This is a genomic window from Nibrella saemangeumensis, assembly GCF_039541915.1.
In the GTDB taxonomy this organism is placed as follows: Bacteria; Bacteroidota; Bacteroidia; order Cytophagales; family Spirosomataceae; genus Nibrella; species Nibrella saemangeumensis.
Window position 1 is genome coordinate 51,803 of record NZ_BAABHD010000081.1, and the last position, 20,617, is coordinate 72,419.

Sequence of the window (20,617 nt, forward strand, 5' to 3'; positions counted from 1 at the left end):
TAAGGGTAATCAAATTGTATCATAGGGTCGCCTTCTTTAGCCAGCGCGACCGCAGGTAGTGGGCCGCAGCCTTGGGCTTCCGGTCGCGGGTGAATACCCCTTTGTAGTTCATGCCCCCGAACCGGATAATGCCTTGCCCGGTTTTAAAATCCGTGAAAGCCCATACGTGCATGCCGGCGATGTAGTCTCTGGATTGGGCAAAGTCCAGGTACATTTTGAGGTAATTGGTCTGAAACTCTTCGGTAAACATTTCCGGGTCTTCGGCGTGCATGCCGGGGTAGGTATCGGCGCCAAATTCGGTATAGATGATGGGCTTATTAAACCGTTTGTGAATGGCGTCGGCTTCAATAGCCAGCAGCTTAGCCGCCCCGGCCAGATCGCCCGCGTGGGTGTACCAGCCGTAGTAGCGGTTGATGCAGATGACATCGGCCAGACCAATCCACTCCATAGGGCCACCCATCACCCCCACCAGCGTAGCCAGCCGGGTGTTGTCTTTTTGCTTCACTAAGGCAAACAGCTCGTTGAAAAGGGCAATGCTCTGCGGGGTAGCTTCCCGGCCACCCGGCCCGCCGGTCACGCTGACCTCCCTGGGGAATGGCTCGTTGACTACGCACCACATAATCACCGAGGGGTGGTTCTTGTCGCGGGTAATCAGTTCGTTAAGGTACTGCTTACACATCGCCTGCCGCTGGGCGAGGTCGTTGGTATCGCCGTGGAAGTACAGGCCTACCGCCGGAATTTCGTCGATGACCAGAAAACCCTCCCGGTCGGCCATGCGCATAAACTCTTCGTCGTAGGGATAGTGCGAGGTGCGGAACGAGTTGGCCCCGACCCACTTCATCAGCGAAAAGTCCTTGACAATGACCGGCTGAGCCGTGCCCCGGCCGAATATAGGGAAGTCCTCGTGCTTGCCGAAACCCTTCAGAAGGATCGGCTTTCCGTTGAGTAATAATTGTTTATTAGTTGTCGTGATGGTCCGCACACCGGTTTCGAGCGTGTAGTGGTCGAGGAGCGTTTTGCCGTCGCCAATGGTCACATCCACCTGGTACAGATAGGGGTCTTCGGGCGCCCAAAGCCGCACATCGGGAATAGAGATGGTAGCTGTAGCTGCATTGGCCGTCAGCCGGATGGGTGCTTCATATCGCTTTCCCTGGCCGGTAATGACGATAGTACCCCGGCTGGCTTTGCCTTCGGTGGCAACGGCAACTTCTACGCTGCCGGTGGTGCCGGTAAAGTTTGTTTTAACGGTAATGTCTTTGATAGAGGCTACCGCAGGCAGGGAATACAGCCACACGTCGCGGTGCAGACCCGCAAACGGGAAGAAGTCGTAGTTGGATTTGGGAAAGTTGGTGAAGGGGCTACCCGGCACATTGCCCGTCGGCACCCGCGAAGGCTTCAGGATATTCTCGACCTGAACCGTAATGCGGTTACTCCCTCCCCAGTTCACCAGGGAACCAATCTCAAACGTAAACGGCAGATTCCCGCCCTCGTGTATTCCGACGGGTTTGCCGTTGATCCACAGCTTAGCCGCGTAGTTGGCCGAGCCAACGCGGATAAAGATACGCTGCCCCCGCCAGGCGCTGGGCACGTAGGTTTCTTTCTGGTACCAGACTACACCCAGGTAGTCGCGGCTGTCGGTAAACTGTTCGTTCCAGCTCCCCGGCACGGCAATAGAACGAGCTTCCGTCAAGCCATTCTGCCAGCCTTCTTTTTCGCCGACAGCCAGCGAGTCTTTTTTGAACTGCCAGATGCCCGATAAGCTTAGGGTATTCCGCAGGTCATTCTGTTGTGGATACAGGGCAATCCGGGTCGGGTCGGCAGCGGTGAAAGGTTGCGCCTGAGCGGGCATTAAGGGTACCGCCAGAAGCAGCAGGAGCAGGTAACGAGTCGTCATGAGGTTTTGGTTAAACGATAAAAGAGGGCCAGAACGAACATTGCAATACAAAGGTAGAGAATTGACTAAAATTTATTGTCTAAAAAATAGACAATGATGTATATTCTTTTTTACCTTTGCTTATCAATCGCAACATACCTAACCTGGATGTCTAAAAACTCTCTCAGAATCAGCGTCCTGTTCGCAGGTTTCTGGTTTCTTGCACAGGCTGCCTTTGCCCAGTCTCCTAAAATCAACCTGCTGGTGTTTAGCAAAACGGCGGCTTTCCGTCACCAGTCCATCGAAGCCGGCAAAAAGGCCCTGGCCAGGATGGCTACCGACAAGGGGTTTGTAGTAAACTTTACCGAAGACGCCACGCAGTTCAGTGACGCCAATCTGAAGAAGTACAACACGATTGTCTTCCTGAACACCACGGGCGACATTCTGAACCCGGAGCAGCAAACGGCCTTCGAGCGCTACATCCAGGCGGGTGGCGGCTATGTGGGTATTCACGCGGCTACCGATACTGAGTACGAGTGGCCCTGGTACGGTCAACTGGCGGGGGCCTATTTCCTGGACCACCCCAACCCCAATAATGTCCAGAAGGGCAAATTTATCGTGGCAATGAAAAATCACTGGGCGACCAAAGGCATGTCCGATGAGTTTGAGCGGACCGATGAGTTTTACAGCTTTAAGGATATTTCGCCCAAAATCAACGTCGTGCTGACCATCGACGAAAAGAGCTATACCGGCGGTAAGAATGGAGCCAACCACCCTATGAGCTGGTATCAGGCGTTCGACGGCGGCCGCTCGTTCTACACCGCCATGGGGCATACCGATGAGACTTTTGCGGAGCCCCTGTTTCTGAATCACCTCTGGGCGGGTATCCAGTATACCACCGGTGGCGATGCCCCCAAACCGCTGGATTATTCCAAAGCCCGGCCCGAAGAGAACCGGTTCAGCAAAGTAGTACTGGCCGAGAAACTGGACGAGCCGATGGAGTTGAGCGTACTCGGCGACGGACGCATTCTGTTCATCCAGCGCAAAGGCGAGGTGCGGCTGTATAACACCAAAACAAAGGAGTTGAAGACCATTGCCAAACTGCCCGTCAATATCAAATACGTCAGCAAGGAAGGCAAAGAGTCGATGGGTGAAGATGGGCTGCTGGGCCTGAGCAAAGACCCCAACTTTGCGCAGAACCACTGGATTTACCTATATTACTCAGACCCCAATGCTTCTAAAAACGTCCTGGCGCGCTTTGAGCTGACAGGTGATGAGCTGGTGCTGTCATCTAAGAAGGAGATACTGGACGTAGCCACCCAGCGTGAGGAGTGCTGCCATACGGGCGGCTCCATTGCCTGGGACCGTCAGGGTAACCTGTACCTATCGACGGGCGATAACACCAACCCCCACGGCTCCAACGGCTTTAGCCCCAGCGATGAGCGCGAAGGCCGCAGCGCCTGGGATGCCCAGAAGTCGTCTGCCAATACCAACGACCTGCGCGGTAAGATCATCCGCATCAAGCCACAGCCGGACGGTACCTACACCATTCCGAATGGCAACCTTTTTCCGAAAGGCACCGACCAAACTCGTCCTGAAATCTACACCATGGGACACCGTAACCCCTTCCGAATCTCCGTAGACCAGAAGACCGGCTATGTGTACTGGGGTGAAGTGGGGCCTGATGCCGCCAAACCCGACCCGAACCGCGGCCCGGCCGGTCACGACGAAGTAGGACAGGCCCGGAAAGCCGGCAACTTCGGCTGGCCGCATTTTGTGGGCGACAACAAAGCCTATAACAAGTTCGACTTTACAACAAATCAAATCGGGGAAAAGTGGGATGCCAACGCGCCGACCAATACCTCCCCCAACAACACAGGTCTGAAGGTATTGCCCCCGGCGCAGAAGGCGTTCATCTGGTATCCGTACGATGGCTCACCAGAATTCCCGCTGGTGGGTGCCGGTGGCCGCAACGCCATGGCTGGTCCGGTTTTCTACGCCGATGCATTCAAAAATGCAACGAACGCCTTCCCGAATTACTACGACGGCAAGCTGCTGACCTACGACTGGATGCGCGGCTGGGCGATGGCAGTGACGATGGATAAGACCGGTAACTACCAGTCGATGGAGCGGTTTATGCCGAGCTATAAATTCAGCAACCCGATGGATATGGAGTTTGCCGATAACGGCGACCTGTATATGCTGGAATACGGCTCAGGCTGGTTCACGGCCAACGACGACGCCCGGCTGATTCGCATCGAATACAATGGCGGCAACCGCAAACCGCAGCTGCAGATAGCAGCTAATAAACTGGGCGGCTCGGCCCCCCTCAATCTGAAATTGACCGCTCAGGGCACAACCGACGCCGATGGCGATGCGCTGACCTACTTCTGGAAAGTTACATCCAGGAACGGCTTCACCAAGGTCGTTAATACGCCTGACGCCAACCTTACGCTGACTAACAAGGGACTTTACAAAGCGACTCTGACGGTGAGCGACGGCAAAGGCGGCATTGCGTCGCAATCGATGGACATTAGCGTGGGTAACGAACCGCCCGTGTTGACGGTGGATATGGCGGGCCATAATAAATCGTTTTATACGGTCGGAAAAGCGTTTCCGTATAGCGTCAAGGTAAGCGATAAGGAAGACGGTACACTGGATAAAGGCATAACTCCGGAGCGGGTAGCCGTTAGCATCGATTACCTGGCGGAAGGCTACGACCAGATCGCCATTGCCCAGGGACACCGCTCAGCGGATGCGGGTGCCTTGTTAGCGACGGGTAAAAAACTAATCGAAGCCAGTGATTGCAAAGCGTGCCATAGTATGACCAAAAAGTCCATTGGCCCGGCCTACGCAGATGTATCCGGAAAGTACAAGGGTGATGCTTCGGCGCTGGAACGATTGACCAAAAAAATAATCTCGGGAGGAGGTGGCGTCTGGGGCGAAACACCGATGTCGGCACACCCACAGCTCTCCACCGCCGATGCCGCCGAAATGGTCAAGTACATCCTCAGCGCATCGGGCGAAGCCACTGCGGGCACTTCATTACCGGTAAAGGGCACCTATACAGCTAACCTGCCGGCGGGCGACAAGGGTAAAGGAGTGTACATTGTACGGGCCTCTTATGAAGATAAAGGTGCCAATGGATTGCCTTCACTCCGGTCAGAACAGACCTACGTGTTGCGCAACGCCAAAGTGGATGTGCATGGGTATGACACCTACGACAACGTCAACAAAATGGCGTACGGCGGCAACAACCTGGCCATTCCGGCTAAGTCCGGCGCTTATATGGGCATTAAACAAGTCGATTTAACCGGTATCAGCGAAGTGCGCGTGATGGCTACAGCCCCCAAACCGCAACTGAATGCCAAAGGGGGTAAAGTGGAAGTACGTCTGGATAGTCCGACCGGTCCGCTGGTTGGGGAGTCAGCCTTCCTGGAAGCTTCTGATAAAATGAGCTTTACCCCATCCCCGTTAGCGGTGCCCATTAAGTTGCCGGCTTCAGCTGAGGGCAAGCCCCGTGATGTCTACATTATCTTTGTCAACCCCAAAGAGCCGCTCGGCAGCCTGATGGTGGTAATGGGTACCGAATTCGTCCTGAACGGCGGGGCACAGTAACTAATCTAATTGTTCACGTTTATAATTCATTCTGTCAATCATGAAAAAAGTAAGCTTCTTTTTCTTTGTTCTGCTGCTGGGTGTGGCATTCAACGGCATTTCACAAACAACTACGCTGGCTGACTTCTTCGCCGGAAAATGGGAGATTACCGTAACCGGAACACCCAATGGCGACGCCAAATTTGTAACCGATCTGACCCGGAAGGACGGTAAGCTGACCGGTGAACTGAAAGACCCGACCGGCAAAATGACGGAAGCGATTCCCATCGAGAAAATCGAGGAAGAAGCCAACAAGATTACTATCTACTTCAGCGCTCAGGGCTACGACGTAAACATTGCTTTAGAGAAGGCAACTGACGATGATCTGAAAGGCTCACTGTTGGGTATGTTTGACGCCACTGCCAAGCGCGTGAAAGAATAAGAAAATACATTTGCAAAGCTTCACGGGAGGTGGTGACTGGTCACCACCTTTTTTATTGAACACGTATGCTCTCAGCCAGATTGAAGTGGCGAAGATTTTACAATGGAAACTTTTTTTATTAAAATAATTTCCATTTCCTTTGTAGGAAATTTTTAGCATCAAAAAAATTTCCTGAATAAGCCATTCTGTTCATTTTCACTTCAATCCATGTGTATCATGAAAAAAGTAAGTATCCTTTTCTTTGTTCTGCTGCTGGGCGTTGCCTTCACCGGTTTTTCACAGAACTCTACTTCTACTGACTTCTACGCCGGTAAATGGGAGATCACCATTTTAGGCTCACCCCGAGGAGATGTTGTCTTTCAAACAGACCTGGTACGTACTGACGGCAAACTCACCGGGAAACTGGTTGATAAGGCTGACCCTGCCAACGGTAGTCTTCAAATCCTGAGAGTGGAGGAGAGTACGACGAAGCTGATTATTTACTTTGAGTCGTCACAAGGTGGTGAAATGGCCATGGATCTGGCTAAAGTAGATAATGATACCCTGAAAGGTATGGTGTTCAATTTTGACGCGACCGCCAAACGGGTTAAATAGTCCGGAAGCACTTTTTATCAAGGTGCAAAAGCTGGTGGATAAACAAGGCGGTATGAAAGAAGAAATTTTAGAAAAATCGCTGAAGTTGTTTCTGAAGCATGGGATTCGGGAGATGTCTAACCAGAAGCTCGTCGACTGGCTGGGCATTTCCACCAAAACCATTTATAAATACTTCACAAACAAAGAGGAGTTACTGGAGGAGGTCCTCTACCTCTACCACAACAGGCAGTACGAAATGCTGCTAAATCTGCCGAATGAGCAAAACGTGGCCTCTCTATTTTTTGATGTCTGGCAGATAGCCGTGGAAACCGAGTACACAATCAATCAGGTTTTCTACCAGGATCTTCACCGCTACTACCCGGAACTGGAAAAAAAAGTAGAGCAGGCTATCGGCAAACGATTCGAACAGCACTTTCTGTCCATTATTCATTGCGGCATCGAACAGGGTGCCTTCCGACCCGACATCCTTCCGGAGGTTGCTCTACAAAGTATACTAACGCTTCACCGGGCGGCAGTGCGGTCAGAGGTCTATAATCGCTTTCACTTGTCGGCTACCGATTTGCTGTTGAATACAACAGCCAATTACATCCGGGGCCTTTGCACGGAGGAGGGCATGAAGGCTTTGGATGAGCATATCCGAACCCTGCAGCCAGCCAAAGCGGTAGTGAACGCCTGACACTGAATTAACGATTGCTTCCAAGATTATATCATCACTCAATGCGCGCTCCCCTCGTTTGCACCGTCTTGCTTTGTTTGTGGGTTGCTAATGTTACCCTCGGTCAGGCACAAACCAATTTACCCAGGTTGAGCAGCGACCTGGCGAAGAAGTTCACCACCAAAGACACGCTATTTAAAGAACCTTATGTGGATGTAGATGAGTGGCGGGATAAACCCGTTCGTCATCGATACGTACACGGTGGCTTCAGGAACATAAACGCCCGTTTCTCTTTTTACTTCCCCCCGAAAGAACAATACCAGGGCCGCTTTTTTCAATACATTACCCCTTTCCCCGATAATGAAACCCTGTCACAGGGTGCCTCCGGCGAAGAAGACAAAATTGGCTTTGCGGTTACCCACGGCTCTTATTTCATTGAAACTAACGGGGGCGGGCGAGTAGACTTTGCCAGACCAGAATCGAAAGACCCTACCATTGGGGCCTACCGGGTGAATGCGGCTGCCGCGGAGTTCTCCAGAATCGTAGCCTTGCAGATCTACGCTGGTAAGCGTCCGTATGGCTATGCCTTTGGGGGCAGCGGAGGTGCTTATCGGACCGTTGGCAGCATCGAAAATACCGAAGGCGTATGGGATGGCGTTGTGCCGTATGTATTAGGTTCACCGATGGCGATCCCCAACGTGTTCACGGTCCGGATGCACGCCATGCGGGTGTTGAAAGACAAGTTTCCGCAGATTATTGATGCCCTGGAGCCGGGCGGTAGTGGCGACATGTACGCCGGACTGAACGCCGAAGAAAAGGAGGCCCTGCAGGAGGTAACCCGCATGGGCTTTCCGCCGAAAGCCTGGTTCGGATACAAGAACATGGGTATTCATGGTTTTCTGGTGCTGTATCAGGGAGTGGTCCGGGCCGATCAAAAATACTTTACTGAAGACTTCTGGAAGGTTCCCGGTTACCTGGGAGCCAATCCGCCGGCTTCGCTGCTAAAGGCCCGTATCCAACAGCCAAACAAGATCAAAGCGGGCATTTCTATTGACGAGGCCGTCAATCTGGGATTAACGAAGCCTATGTCGCCAACCGAGCGGGGCACGGCCGACGCTGCCTGGAAGGCCATGGGTGGGGTTGAAGGCGGGATGCCCGTTGCCTTTCAACTTACCGATATGCTGCCCGATCGCGGGACCGCCAATACTGATTTTCTGGGTGGAGACCTAATCATTAAGAGTGGTGCCGCTGCCGGTAAAACGCTGCAGATCACCAAAATTGCCGGGAATAACGTGGTGCTGGGTCCCGTTGATCCTACCGTGCTCGCCCTGGTTAAGCCGGGGGACGACGTACAGGTGGATAACTCTAATTTTCTGGCGGTTCAAACTTACCACCGGCACCAGATACCCGGTAAGGAATACTATGTGTACGATCAGTTCCGGGATAGTACTGGTAAACCCATATACCCCCAGCGGCCCATGTTGCTCGGACCGCTGTTTACGCGGGGGGCCGCTGGTGTCTTGCCGACGGGTAAGTTCAAAGGGAAGATGATTCTGCTGGAATCGCTTTGGGACCGGGAAGCCTTTGCGTGGCAGGCCGACTGGTATCGCTCCAAAGTCAAAGAGAACCTGGGGGAGCGTATAAACGATAACTTCCGACTTTGGTACACCGACCACGCCCTGCACGGTGATGTATCCATCGAGGATGACCCAACCCGCACCGTTAGCTACCTGGGGGTACTGCAACAGGCCCTGCTTGACCTGAGTGCGTGGGTTGAAAAAGGCATTGCGCCGGCCGCTACCACCAGCTACAAAATCGTGGACGGGCAGGTGATAGTTCCGCAGGCCGCCGATGAGCGCAACGGTATACAACCCGTTGTAACGGTGAAAGCCAACGGCGGCAAACGCGCCGATGTGAACGTAGGCCAATCCGTCACCTTTACGGCCGAAGTGGAAGTACCAAAAAATAGGGGTAAGGTCGTTGCAACTGCCTGGAATTTCGAGGGTCTTCCGGAAGACATCGGCAAGCTGTCCGGCTGGAATTTTGAGAACTCCACGGTTTACCCGGTTGCCGGTACCTTCACCCCTACCGATAAAACAGGGTCCCGTGTTACGCTAAAAACCACCTACACGTTCTCCAAACCCGGCACCTATTTCCCCACGCTGCGGGTAGCCGCGCAACGACAGGGAAATACTAAAACACCCTATACCCGTATACAGAACCTTGACCGGGTGCGGGTGGTGGTGAAGTAATCAACCTAGTGAGCACCCATAACGAAAAAGGGCCGACACATTGCCGGCCCTTTTTCATACATGTTTATCTCGATAATCTTACACAGTGCGTCTCGATCCCTTGATCAGGGCTGCGATACCTAACACAATACAGGCACCCACAAAAGCAGTCAGGATACGGTCCAGAATGCCACCGGCACCGGTGTCAAAAGCATTTCCAAAGATCCAGCCACCGATAAAGGCACCAACGATACCCAAAATGATCTCTGTAAGCAGAGAGAGCGAGAAGCGCTTAAACACGAGGTCGGCCAGCCAACCGGCAATGGCACCTACCAGAATTGTTACTAAGATTTCCATAACGTTTTTCAAAAGTTGAGTAATGTGTACTTATGCTTAATTTATTGCAAGTGCTACACCTGTAGCGTATCCCTGATCCAAAATGGCTTTCGCCTGCCAACTAAATAGCGAACATAATGCCAAAAAGCCAATCAGAGAAAACTAACTGATAATCAGCCCCTAATAAAAAGAGCATCAACAAATAATCATGAGGAAATGTGGCAGGATTCCCCAATTCTGCTGCAAAGAACCCCCAGACAGGTCGATTTTGTGGTTGTGATGAGTAGCTGACCTTAACGCTGCGGTAAACGCCGGAACTTACTCATAGCCATATTTGGCTAAAAAGTCTTTTCGCAAAGTGGCCACTTTTCCGGAAAAGCGTCTGTCATACCATATATAATGAGGAGCACTTTCAATTGGGTGAAATTCAAATTCGTTACCTGAATTTTTCATCGCTGCGGCAAACGCTGTGGCTGAAGCATACGCAACGCTTTGATCATTGGTGCCATGGAGTATCAGCATCGGCGGTAGTCCGTTTCGTAGCAGATGCTGAGGAGATATTTGTTTTACTACGTTTTTATCGGCAAGCCCTTTTCTTATCCAATCCGTACTACTCTGGGTATATAAATCATACACACCAGCATTTACCAGCAGCAGGTTTGGTGTAGCGCTAAACGTAAAGTTATCGGTCCGTTCATTTACTTCTGTTGCCAAAGCCGTCGTTAGTACCAAATGCCCACCGGCCGAATTTCCCGAGGCTACAATCCGATTGGTGTCGATGTTATACGCAGCCGCATTCATGCGCAGCCAGCGTATTGCGCTTCGGGCATCTTTTACTGCCTCAAACGGAGTGGTTTCATGCCTGTCGGCCACTCTGTATTCTACAGCAACAGCAACCCAGCCTCTCCTGGCATAGGTTGCGCAATTGTAAAAATCCCATTCGGGCGTACCCTCGGTCCAGCTGCCCCCACTAAAATAAACCATGGCTGGCCTTTCCGTTTTTTGATACGCGGTATCTGGAAGAAAAATGTGAAGATCAAGGGTATAACTGTCGACTGTTTTGTACGCTGCAATCAAATGTCCCTTATAAGAACTTGCAGCTTCGGTATAAATACTGTCAATCGTTTTGCGGTAAGAGGCATTTTTGCAAGTAGCCAAAAATGACCGTACTGCCCTGTCAGTATTTTTGCTTCCCCAGTTATCCAGGTGAGCCAACAGGTAATGATACTGCCAGTAATCGTTACACAGCTGGTTTGTAAAATACTTCGGAATTAACGTCAGGTAGGCATCGAGTCGTTTGTTGTCCGATTTTCGGTATCTCGCTTTTTTCACTTCATTGGTAGACTGGTGCCTTAAAAAAGCCTCAACATAACCCTGAAAATCTTTGCTTGCCAGTCTGTTGGGGTTATTAAAATCTCGTATATGTCGGTTTAATCTTGTCTGGATAGCTTTTGATAGTTGGACTTTATTGTCCGTATGATTTTCGTGAAAGTAAGGGTAGTCCAACAATAGTCTGTCAAAAAAGTAAGCGATATCTCTTTGTTCGTTGGGTACAAATTTTTTGTCCATTCTCTGAAATGCTTTAGCATATTTATTGACAACATGCATAAATGGCTGTTTTAACGAATCAATGACGTTGATAAACTTACGTTCGTGTAATGCGTAAATGGCCTGCCTTTCAGGATAAAAAGCTTTTGAAAAAGAATTGCTCACAAGTTTCATATCAGCCCGATACGCCTTGTGCAACGAGTCGGCGTATTGGGTATCCTGCCCAACGCAAGTCACCACCAGAAAAAAAAGAAACGTTGTCAGTAAAAGCTTTGTCATCATGACGATTAATGGTTTATTGCCGTTTCGCGTTTTGGTTCTGGCTACAGTCCGATTATATATATTTTGTCTTTCAATTCGGATTCTCTTTGTCTTTTTGTATCGGTCTTTTAAAATAAGCCGTTCCTCGCAAATATGCGAAGGTTTCATCATATTTTTTGCATTTATTTGTACTATTCCGCGAAACCACTAGAAATTCGCAGTAAAACTTATTTAGCAATTTTAGAGGCAGGGAAATACTGAAAAGCCTCGCCAGATCCTTTTGCCAATGCCTCTGCACCCGGTTTTGATACGTCCCTGTTGGTGAAGGCCGATACCCAAAATGTAGCTGACAGCAGATGGCGGGCTGACTATTACCTTTTGCTAATAGGTATTCCTACGTAGTACCACCAGGTTACAAGAATTCGTATATTGTCTTCAATTTGCTGTAGGCTACCACCTTATCCGATAGTCCGCGCAACCGGCTCGCCCCCCATCGGCTAGTCAGAATCTATTATTTTTTAGTGCCTCGCTTCAGATGCGAACCTTCCTAAACTCCTAGTGCTATGGCCGAGAAACTTATTTATGAAAGCAAAAAATCAAAGATATACCTGGTAGACGATAATGAGTGGGGACAGCCGGTAGTCATGAAAATCCTCAATTACGAGTTCCCGACTCCAATCGATATATCCCAGTTTTACAATGAGTATGATATCATCAGCGGCCTCAATCTGCCCGGCATCCGAAACGTACTGAAGCGGGCCAAAGCGAAAAATCGCCACGGTATGTTTCTGGAATGGGTCGACTCCCAAACCCTGACCGAAGCGTTCCGCAGCAAGCAGGAAGACATTCTTGATTTTCTGTATATAGCCAGTGCCATTGCCCAGTCTATCAGCGACATTCACCGGAACAACATCATTCACAAGGATATTAACCCCAACAATATCCTGGTCAACCTGCAGAAGCGCACGGTTAAGATCATCGACTTCGGCATCTCCTCCAAAATCGACCTGAAACAGCAGCACCTCGGCAACCCCGAACGGCTGGAAGGTACCCTGACCTACATCTCCCCCGAACAGACCGGCCGCATGAACCGGGTGGTCGATTACCGCACCGATCTGTATTCGATGGGTGTTACGTTTTACGAGATGCTGACGGGGCAGCCGCCGTTTGCGGCCAACGATGCCATGGAACTGGTGCATTGCCACATTGCCCAGACACCAAAACCTGTTTACCTGGTCAACCCTAAAGTACCCCGCTCCCTGTCGGATATCATTGACCGGCTGCTGGCCAAAAACGCTGAAGACCGGTACCAGTCGGCCCTGGGCGTAAAATACGACCTGGAGTACTGCCTGACGCAGTATCAGGCGAAACGGAGTATTGCCCCGTTCAGGCTGGCGCAGAATGACTTCTCCGGCAAATTCCAGATCCCACAGAAACTTTACGGCCGCGGACAGGAACTCGACGCCCTGCTGGAAGCCTTTGAGCGAAGCGCTCTGGGCAACCGGGAAATGATTCTGGTGGCCGGGTATTCGGGTACGGGTAAGTCGGTACTGGTGCGCGAGGTGCATAAACCGATTACCCAGAAGCGTGGCTATTTCATTGAAGGCAAGTTCGACCAGTTTCAGCGGTCGGTGCCTTACTTTGCCATTATTCAGGCGTTTCGGGAGTTTGTCAATATCCTGCTGACGGAAAACGAGCAGACGCTGAACACCCTCCGGGATACGATTCAGGCGACCGTTGGGGCTGAGGGGAAAGTCTTAACGGATGTGATTCCGAACCTGGAGCACATTATCGGCAAGCAGCCTGAGGTGCCGGAGATCGGCGGTACCGAAGCCCAGAACCGCTTCAATTATGTTTTCCGGAAACTGGTTACCGCCATTGCCACCGAAGCGCATCCGATCGTGCTGTTCATCGACGACCTGCAATGGGCCGATTCGGCTTCGCTGAGTCTGCTCAATGTCCTGATGACCAACCCGGAGAGTACTTACCTGCTTTGCATCGGTGCCTACCGGGACAATGAGGTCAGTGCGTCGCACCCGTTCATGATCACGGTGGGCGAGATGCAGGAGGCCGGTGCCCGTGTCAGCACGGTCCAGATCGGTAACCTATCGGCAATGCACGTCAACCAGTTGATCGCCGGGGCAGCGGGCGCCGAAGAGCAGACCACCCGGGAACTGACCGACCTGGTGTACGCCAAAACACAGGGGAACGCTTTCTTTGTTACCCAGTTTCTGATGACCCTCTACCAGGAAGGGCTACTGACGTTCTACTACGAGCAAAAACAATGGACCTGGAACCTGCAAAAGGTCAGGGAGCAAAACATCACCGACAACGTGGTGGCCCTGATGGCCGGTAAAATCCGGAAGCTGGAACCGGAAACGCAGCAGGCCATGAAACTGGCCGCCTGCATCGGCAATAGCTTCGACCTGGATACGCTGTCGGTGATCCACCAGAAAGATCCGTTGCAGACCAAAGAAGACCTTTACCCGGCTCTCTCCGAAGGCCTGATTGTGCCCGCCGGCGATAACCTCCGCTTCTCGCACGACCGCATTCAGCAGGCTGTTTACTCCCTCATCCCCGACTCAGAGAAGAATGCCGTCCACCTCAGCATCGGCCGCCTGCTGCTCAACAACATTCCGGCCGACCAGCAGGAGGAGCGGCTATTCGACATCGTGAACCAGTGGAACTGGGGCATCGATATCGTCACGACCGAAGAAGACCGGGAACTGCTCGCCCGGCTTAACCTGAAAGCTGGTATCAGGGCCAAACAGACCTCCGCCTTCAAACCCGCCTTCGAGTACTTCGAAACCGGTATCAGACTACTCAAAGCTGATCCCTGGCATACGCAATACGAACTCTGCCGCGACCTGTACACCGAAGCCACTGAGGCCGCCTACCTGAACGGCGACTTCGGGCCGATGGATCAGATGTACCGGACCGTGCTGGATAACGCCCGGGACCTGATTGAGAAAATAAAGCCCTACGAAATCCGCATTCTGGCGTACAAGGCCGAAAACAAACTCCACGACGCCATCAACACCGGTCTGGAGCTGCTGGCTCAGTTGGGCGAGAAATTCCCGAAGAAGCCCGCGATGGTTCACGTGATGCTGGATCTGGTGAAGACCAAATTCATGCTGCGGGGCAAAAACAACGACAAGCTGCAGGCCCTACCAATCATGGAGGACCCGTACAAAATTGCCGCCATGCGCATCATGGCCGATATTGCTTCGTCGAGCTACTGGGCTACCCCTACCCTATTCCCGCTGGTTATTTTCCGGATGGTTCACCTGTCGCTCAAATACGGCAACACGGCGGTATCGGCGTTTGCTTTTGCCACCTATGGGGTGATCATGTGCGGGGTATTGGGCGATATGAAAAACGGCTACGAGTTTGGCAAGCTGGGACTGATCCTGCTGGAGAAGTTCAACGCCAAGGAGTGGAAAACGCAGATTTATACGCCGATCTACGCCCTGATCGTCAACTGGAACGAGCACGTACATAACACCCTGCGGCCGCTGCAGGAGTCGTACCATATCGGCATGGAAACCGGGGCCATTGAGTTTGCCTGCATCAATACCAACATCTACTGCATTCACGCATACCTCAGCGGCAAGCGGCTGGCCCGGCTGGAAGAAGAAACCAGGGCGTACAGCCAGAGTTTTAGTCAGTTCAAGCAGGAGACCAACGTCAACTACAACGAAGTGTACCGCCAGCCCATGCTCAACTTCATGGGCAAGTCGGCCGACCCGCTGAAGCTCACCGGCGAGGCTTACGATGAAGATAGGATGATGAAGCAGAATACCGAGCGCAAAGACAAGACCGGTACCTTCTTCATCCACTTCAACAAACTCATTCTCTCCTATTACTTCCACGACTACGGTCGGGCCGCTCAGTATGCCGAAGAATCGCGCAAGCTGCTGGACGCCGTGCTGGCCAAGTTTGAGATTCCGAACCATCACTTCTACGAGGCCCTGACCCTGCTGGCACTCTACCCGAAAGCCGGCCCGGCCGACCAGCGCCGGTACATGAGTCGGGTGCAGAAAAACATGAAGCAGATGAAGAAATGGGCCAAAGACGCGCCCGAGAACTATCTGCACAAGCACCACCTCATGGAAGCCGAGCGGCTGCGGGTCCTGGGCCGCTCGGCCGATGCCCGGCTGATGTACGATAAAGCCATTGAAGGAGCCTCCAGGAACGACTACATCCACGAAGAAGCCCTGGGCTACGAACTGGCCGGCCGGTGCTACCTCGAACTCAAGTCGGAAGACCTGACGGAGTTCTACATGAAAGCGGCTTACAACGCTTACCGGGAATGGGGTGCCGAAGCCAAACTCCGTCATCTGGAGCAGACGTATCCCAAGTACGTATCCGGCGTTAACCGAACCGCCGGCAGTCTGGGGCAAACCACCACGATGGGTACCACCACCTCTATGGTACACGGTACCATGCTCGATATGTCGACGGTACTGAAAGCGGCCACCACCATCTCGGGGATGATTATGCTGCCCAAACTGCTGCGGAAGCTTATGGAGATCGTCATCGAAAACGCAGGAGCCCAGCAGGGTATGCTGTTGCTGGAGAAAGAAGGCGGGCTGTACATTGAAGCCCAGACCCACGGGGCCGGCGAAGAAGCCGCCATTCTGCAAAGCATTCCGGTTCTGGATTCTGGCCTGCTGGCCGAAACGGTGGTAAAGTACGTCCGGCGAACCGGGCAGAGTGTGGTCATTCATAACGCCAGTACAGACAGCCGCTGGGAGAAAGACCCTTATGTTGTTCAGCACCAGCCGCAATCGATGCTGTGTCTGCCTATTGTCAACCAGGGCAAGTTTATCGGTATTCTTTACCTCGAAAACAACCTGACCACCGGAGCCTTCACCCAGGAGCGGATTGACCTGCTCTCGCTGCTCTCCGGCCAGATCGCCGTCTCCATCGACAACGCTATTCTGTACGACCAGATGGAGCAGAAAGTCAGGGACCGCACCGTCGAACTAACGGCCGAGAAAAAGAAATCCGACGACCTGCTGTACAACATCCTGCCCGTTGAGACGGCGGAGGAACTGAAGCGCAACGGCCGTACCCTGCCGCGCAAGTTTGAAAGCGTTACCGTTATGTTTACCGACTTTAAGGGCTTCACCATGGTCGCCGAAAAGCTGAATCCGGAACAACTGGTAACGGAAGTCGATACCTGCTTCGGCGCCTTCGACGAAATCATTGAGAAATACGGCATCGAGAAAATAAAAACAATTGGGGATGCCTACATGTGCGTCGGTGGCCTGCCGGTACCCAATTCGACCCATCCCGAAGACGTGGTCAAGGCAGCGCTGGAAATTCAGCGGTGGATTGAGCAAAACAAGGAGAGCCGGAAAGCTCAGGGACTGCCTTACTTCGACATTCGTATCGGGCTGCATACCGGACCGGTGGTAGCGGGAGTAGTCGGTTCCAAAAAGTTTGCCTACGACATCTGGGGCGACACGGTAAACACCGCCAGCCGGATGGAGTCGAGCGGGGAGCCGGGTAAGGTAAATATTTCCGGCGATACCTACGAACTGATCCGGCACCGGTTCAATTGCTCCTTCCGGGGCGAAGTTCCCGCCAAGAATAAAGGAAATATAAGAATGTACTTTGTAGAAGATGCGCTGAATACAAACGTTTAGACCCTTACCCCCTCTTCGCCCATGGCTACCAAAGAAAAAAAAGACATCCCGGTCATCATCGACATTCCCCAAAGACCGAATCCGCCGGTTGTTATTGCGTTTGATGAAACGCCGGCGGAGAAAATCTGCCAGGAATGTTACGAGAAAACAAAGATCGGCTACCGCTACGGAGGAGGCTTCTTTACCCCCAGGCTGAAAAGCATTAATCACCTGGAGGTCGGCCGCTCGAAAATCATCTCCAATCCCTTTTTGATCCTGGCCGAGTGGCTTTATGTGCAGTACAAAGCCATCCGCGACTGGTGGCAGCAGCTAAAAAAGAAACTGTTTCCGCGCCGGGACAAGATCTACGGCCACCATATGGACAGCCAGTTGGTCGGGCGGATTACGTTTGCCAAACGGGGCGACCTGCACGTGCCGATCCACAACATGCGGGTAGAATTCTGGGCCCGTACCTGGTGGTGGCAATGGCGGAAGCTCAGCGCCGGCCTGACCGATCAGGATGGTTACTTTAGCCTGCCGTTCGATCTGCGGACAGCCCGGAGCTGGAAAAACCGTAAGGTTCAGTTTGAAATTTACCAGACCACCCATATTTATTTTAAAGGCGACGAGCCGGTTTCCAATTATGCGCTGTTTCAGGTGACCAGAATCCCTAAGTCGGACCTGGTTGGTATGTCTTATAACTTACGGACCATTCAGCTATTTTACTGGGAATACCGGACCGAAACGCCGGTACCACGGGTCGTCATTAAGGACCACGACTGGGACGCCCCACAGTATTACAGCCAGGGCCGCACCGATGCCATGTACGAGCAGATGATGCCCGTTGAACTAACCAAAGTGAAGCACCTCGACCAGATCGAACTGGCCCCGGAAACCATCACCCTGCAGGAAATCCAGAACGACTACCCACTGAACCTGACCGGCTGTATTGAGAAAAAGCTGCCCGGCTATACGCGGAGCGACCACTGGTTCGGGCAGCGCATGATGAACGGCATGAACGCGGCCCATTTCCTGCCCGACAAAGCGGAGAAAGATCATTACTGGGTGAAATATTTCGGGGCCTGCAATTACGAAGTAAACGACGAATATGCCTTCCCAACCGCTGAGATTAAGTTTAAGCTCAAATCCAACGGACTGCCCACGCCCGTGGAGATTCACCTGACCGGACCGCTGAATGCCTTCAACAAAGATCCCTGGCAGAAGCATGTGTTTACCCCGGCCGACGGCGAAAAGTGGCTACAGGCCAAGCGGGTAGCCAGGGTGAACGGCGGCTTATGTACCGAACTGGATGAACACCTGACGGCCACCCACCTGAATACCGAACAATACGCCATTGCTGCTTACCGGAACCTGCGGCTTAGCCCGGTGGCGTGTCTGCTGCTGCCTCACCTGAAAGAGGTAGTGCTAATCGACCATACCGCCGATAAGATCCTGATCAACGATTATATCCCCAGAGCCTCGGCTATGACGGCCAACGGGTGCGGACAGCGGGCCAGAGACCTGCTGGGGGCTCAGGACTGGAAAGGCTGGATGCCCATGCGGCCGATAAGCGACGCGCATAAATACGCTAAAGCCGAAAACCTGTTCTGGGAAATGCTCGGCGACTACATTGAAGATTTCTTTGAAAAGAATCAGGAGGGCATCCGGACGTACTGGTTTGAAGTTTACCGCTTTTCAACCGAGTTGCTGGAACATGGCGTCCCCCTGTATCATGCTACCGTAGACCTGGATAAATTGTCGCCAGAGGAGCGCGACCACGAACAGAAGCGGTTGGAATACTATGCCGCGCAATACCGCCTGGATACCAGCCTGCCTAGGATGACGATCAACGGTGAAGTAAAAGCGCTCTCGCCCATTACTACCTCACCCGAGTATGATCCGCTCAAACCCGAAGATATGCAGAACCTGAAGGATGCCTGCCGGTATATCATTATGATGGCCACGTTCATGCACACCTGGGTGAATGAGCACCAGTACGAAGATATTGGGGAAGTTCTCTACAGTTGTCTTGGCCTGCGGTTTGGCGATAAAGTGTCCGGCGTGATGGCACCGGAATCGGACCTCAGCATTGCCCCTGACCTCACCCGCAGCACGCAGATGATGTGGTTCAGCAACCTGCTCTCCCGCACCGAGTACGGCTTTATCACCCGGGATGAAGAAGGCGACATCAACCCGGTATTCAGCCGGATGCTGCTGGCAAAGAAAGAAGCCTTCGCCAAATTAGGCGTCAACGTCGACGATATTGAATCAAGAACCAACATCTAATCGCAGCCATCATGAACACGGCGATACCTATACCCCAAAATACACTAACCATCTGGCGCATTATCCGAAACTGGATCAGAGCGGTGATCGATAAAACGATTCTATGGTTTACAGCCCGTATGTTCGGGCTTGGTCTGGCGGTTTTCCTGAGCTTTCCCAAGCGCGAGCGCATGTCGCATAACAACGGCGTAGCGGGGTCGGGCACCGTCCGGATTGTCGATGATCCGGAATTCCCCGACCATGAATTTTTCGAAGCGGGACGTATCTTCCCCGTCCGCGTCCGGCACGCGTGCGCCACCTTCCTCGACGATGCCATGAACTGCATCCGGAGTATGTCGATCAAATTTTCGGACCACCGGTTCCGCAGCCCTTTTGATATTGAAATGAATACCGGCGAGTATAGCCTGTTCTGGTCAGCAAAAAGTTTTCTCAAATTTGCCGCCCTGCGGAAAGAAAAATGGGGCGTCGAGTACCAGGAGTACTACCGCAAGTATCCGGAAGGCCTGAAAGGAGCCCAGATCTCCCTCCGCCGGGACCCCAGCTCCTACCATAACCTTCGGTATTACTGCAAAACACCGTTTCTCTTTATCGGAAAAGACGGCGTAAAACGCTATGCGAAATATCGGGTGCGGCCCTTTGACAACGAGCCCGAAACGGGCATTAATACCAATCCCAGTGAGGTAGATACCTGCAACCAGCGCATACTCCCCCACGAAACCAGAGGCCGCAACTACCTGAAGTATGAATACGAGCACCGGGTACACACCCAGGGCGCCAAATACCTGATGCTGATCCAGACGCGGATAGCCACCGACGATGAGGACCCCGAGATCTTCAACAATATGGTTCCCTGGAATGATACCATTTACCCCTGGAAAGACCTTGCCGTTATTGACATTCACAAACCACTGGACTGGAACGAGAGTACCCTCACCACCTTTTCCATTAACAACATGCCCAAAACGCTGGGGGTACTTCCGGCAAAATCGGTGTATGATTATAACTCCCTCAACTACCTGCGGGCCCATTCGGAGATAGCCCGCAAAGCGCGGCTGCTGTCGTACAAGGTATTTGGCCTTCCCCCCGCCATTCCCAACGATGACGACCGCAATTCGTCTGACTGGGCTAAAGTCCGCAGAAGTAAGCCCCAGTAGGAGCCAC

11 protein-coding genes are annotated in these 20,617 nt (G+C 52.4%); 8 read left to right on the top strand and 3 right to left on the bottom strand.

Translation table 11 applies throughout. From position 1 onward, the window contains the following. Positions 1–19: 19 nt before the first annotated feature. Positions 20–1,894, bottom strand: coding sequence for a beta-glucuronidase (uidA, locus tag ABD949_RS24325; protein ID WP_345247910.1), 1,875 nt, complete (start codon positions 1,892–1,894; stop codon positions 20–22). Positions 1,895–2,041: 147 nt separating this feature from the next. On the opposite strand from uidA, the gene ABD949_RS24330 reads away from it, so the two are divergent. From ABD949_RS24330 to ABD949_RS24350, 5 genes are all read left to right on the top strand, one after another. After that, positions 2,042–5,491, top strand: a complete 3,450-nt coding sequence (locus tag ABD949_RS24330) for a ThuA domain-containing protein (RefSeq protein ID WP_345247912.1) — start codon at positions 2,042–2,044, stop codon at positions 5,489–5,491. A 40-nt stretch (positions 5,492–5,531) separates the two neighbouring features. Beyond that, positions 5,532–5,912: a hypothetical protein gene (locus ABD949_RS24335; RefSeq protein ID WP_345247914.1), complete on the top strand. Its 381-nt coding sequence runs from the start codon at positions 5,532–5,534 to the stop codon at positions 5,910–5,912. 216 nt (positions 5,913–6,128) lie between these two features. After that, positions 6,129–6,506 carry a hypothetical protein gene (locus tag ABD949_RS24340; protein WP_345247916.1) on the top strand — a complete coding sequence of 126 codons (378 nt, stop codon included), beginning with the start codon at positions 6,129–6,131 and terminating at the stop codon, positions 6,504–6,506. A 52-nt stretch (positions 6,507–6,558) separates the two neighbouring features. After that, positions 6,559–7,182, top strand: coding sequence for a TetR/AcrR family transcriptional regulator (locus ABD949_RS24345; protein ID WP_345247918.1), 624 nt, complete (start codon positions 6,559–6,561; stop codon positions 7,180–7,182). Positions 7,183–7,223: 41 nt separating this feature from the next. Next, complete coding sequence (locus ABD949_RS24350; RefSeq protein ID WP_345247919.1) at positions 7,224–9,413, top strand: hypothetical protein; 2,190 nt, start codon at positions 7,224–7,226, stop codon at positions 9,411–9,413. A gap of 78 nt (positions 9,414–9,491) precedes the next feature. Here ABD949_RS24350 and ABD949_RS24355 read toward each other — a convergent pair whose 3' ends face one another. Both ABD949_RS24355 and ABD949_RS24360 read right to left on the bottom strand, forming a co-directional pair. Further along, the gene (locus ABD949_RS24355; protein ID WP_345247920.1) at positions 9,492–9,749 is read right to left on the bottom strand and encodes a GlsB/YeaQ/YmgE family stress response membrane protein; all 258 of its coding nucleotides are present in this window, start codon (positions 9,747–9,749) and stop codon (positions 9,492–9,494) included. 297 nt (positions 9,750–10,046) lie between these two features. Beyond that, entirely contained in the window at positions 10,047–11,558 is a 1,512-nt protein-coding gene (locus ABD949_RS24360; RefSeq protein WP_345247921.1) for an alpha/beta hydrolase, read from the bottom strand. A gap of 542 nt (positions 11,559–12,100) precedes the next feature. On the opposite strand from ABD949_RS24360, the gene ABD949_RS24365 reads away from it, so the two are divergent. Genes ABD949_RS24365 through ABD949_RS24375 form a run of 3 tightly spaced genes read left to right on the top strand, consistent with a single transcriptional unit; the run spans position 12,101 to position 20,610 of the window. Beyond that, entirely contained in the window at positions 12,101–17,191 is a 5,091-nt protein-coding gene (locus ABD949_RS24365) for an adenylate/guanylate cyclase domain-containing protein (protein ID WP_345247922.1), read from the top strand. Between the two features lie 21 nt (positions 17,192–17,212). After that, positions 17,213–19,456, top strand: coding sequence for a lipoxygenase family protein (locus tag ABD949_RS24370; protein WP_345247923.1), 2,244 nt, complete (start codon positions 17,213–17,215; stop codon positions 19,454–19,456). 11 nt (positions 19,457–19,467) lie between these two features. Continuing rightward, positions 19,468–20,610, top strand: a complete 1,143-nt coding sequence (locus tag ABD949_RS24375; protein ID WP_345247925.1) for a catalase family protein — start codon at positions 19,468–19,470, stop codon at positions 20,608–20,610. Positions 20,611–20,617: the final 7 nt, after the last annotated feature.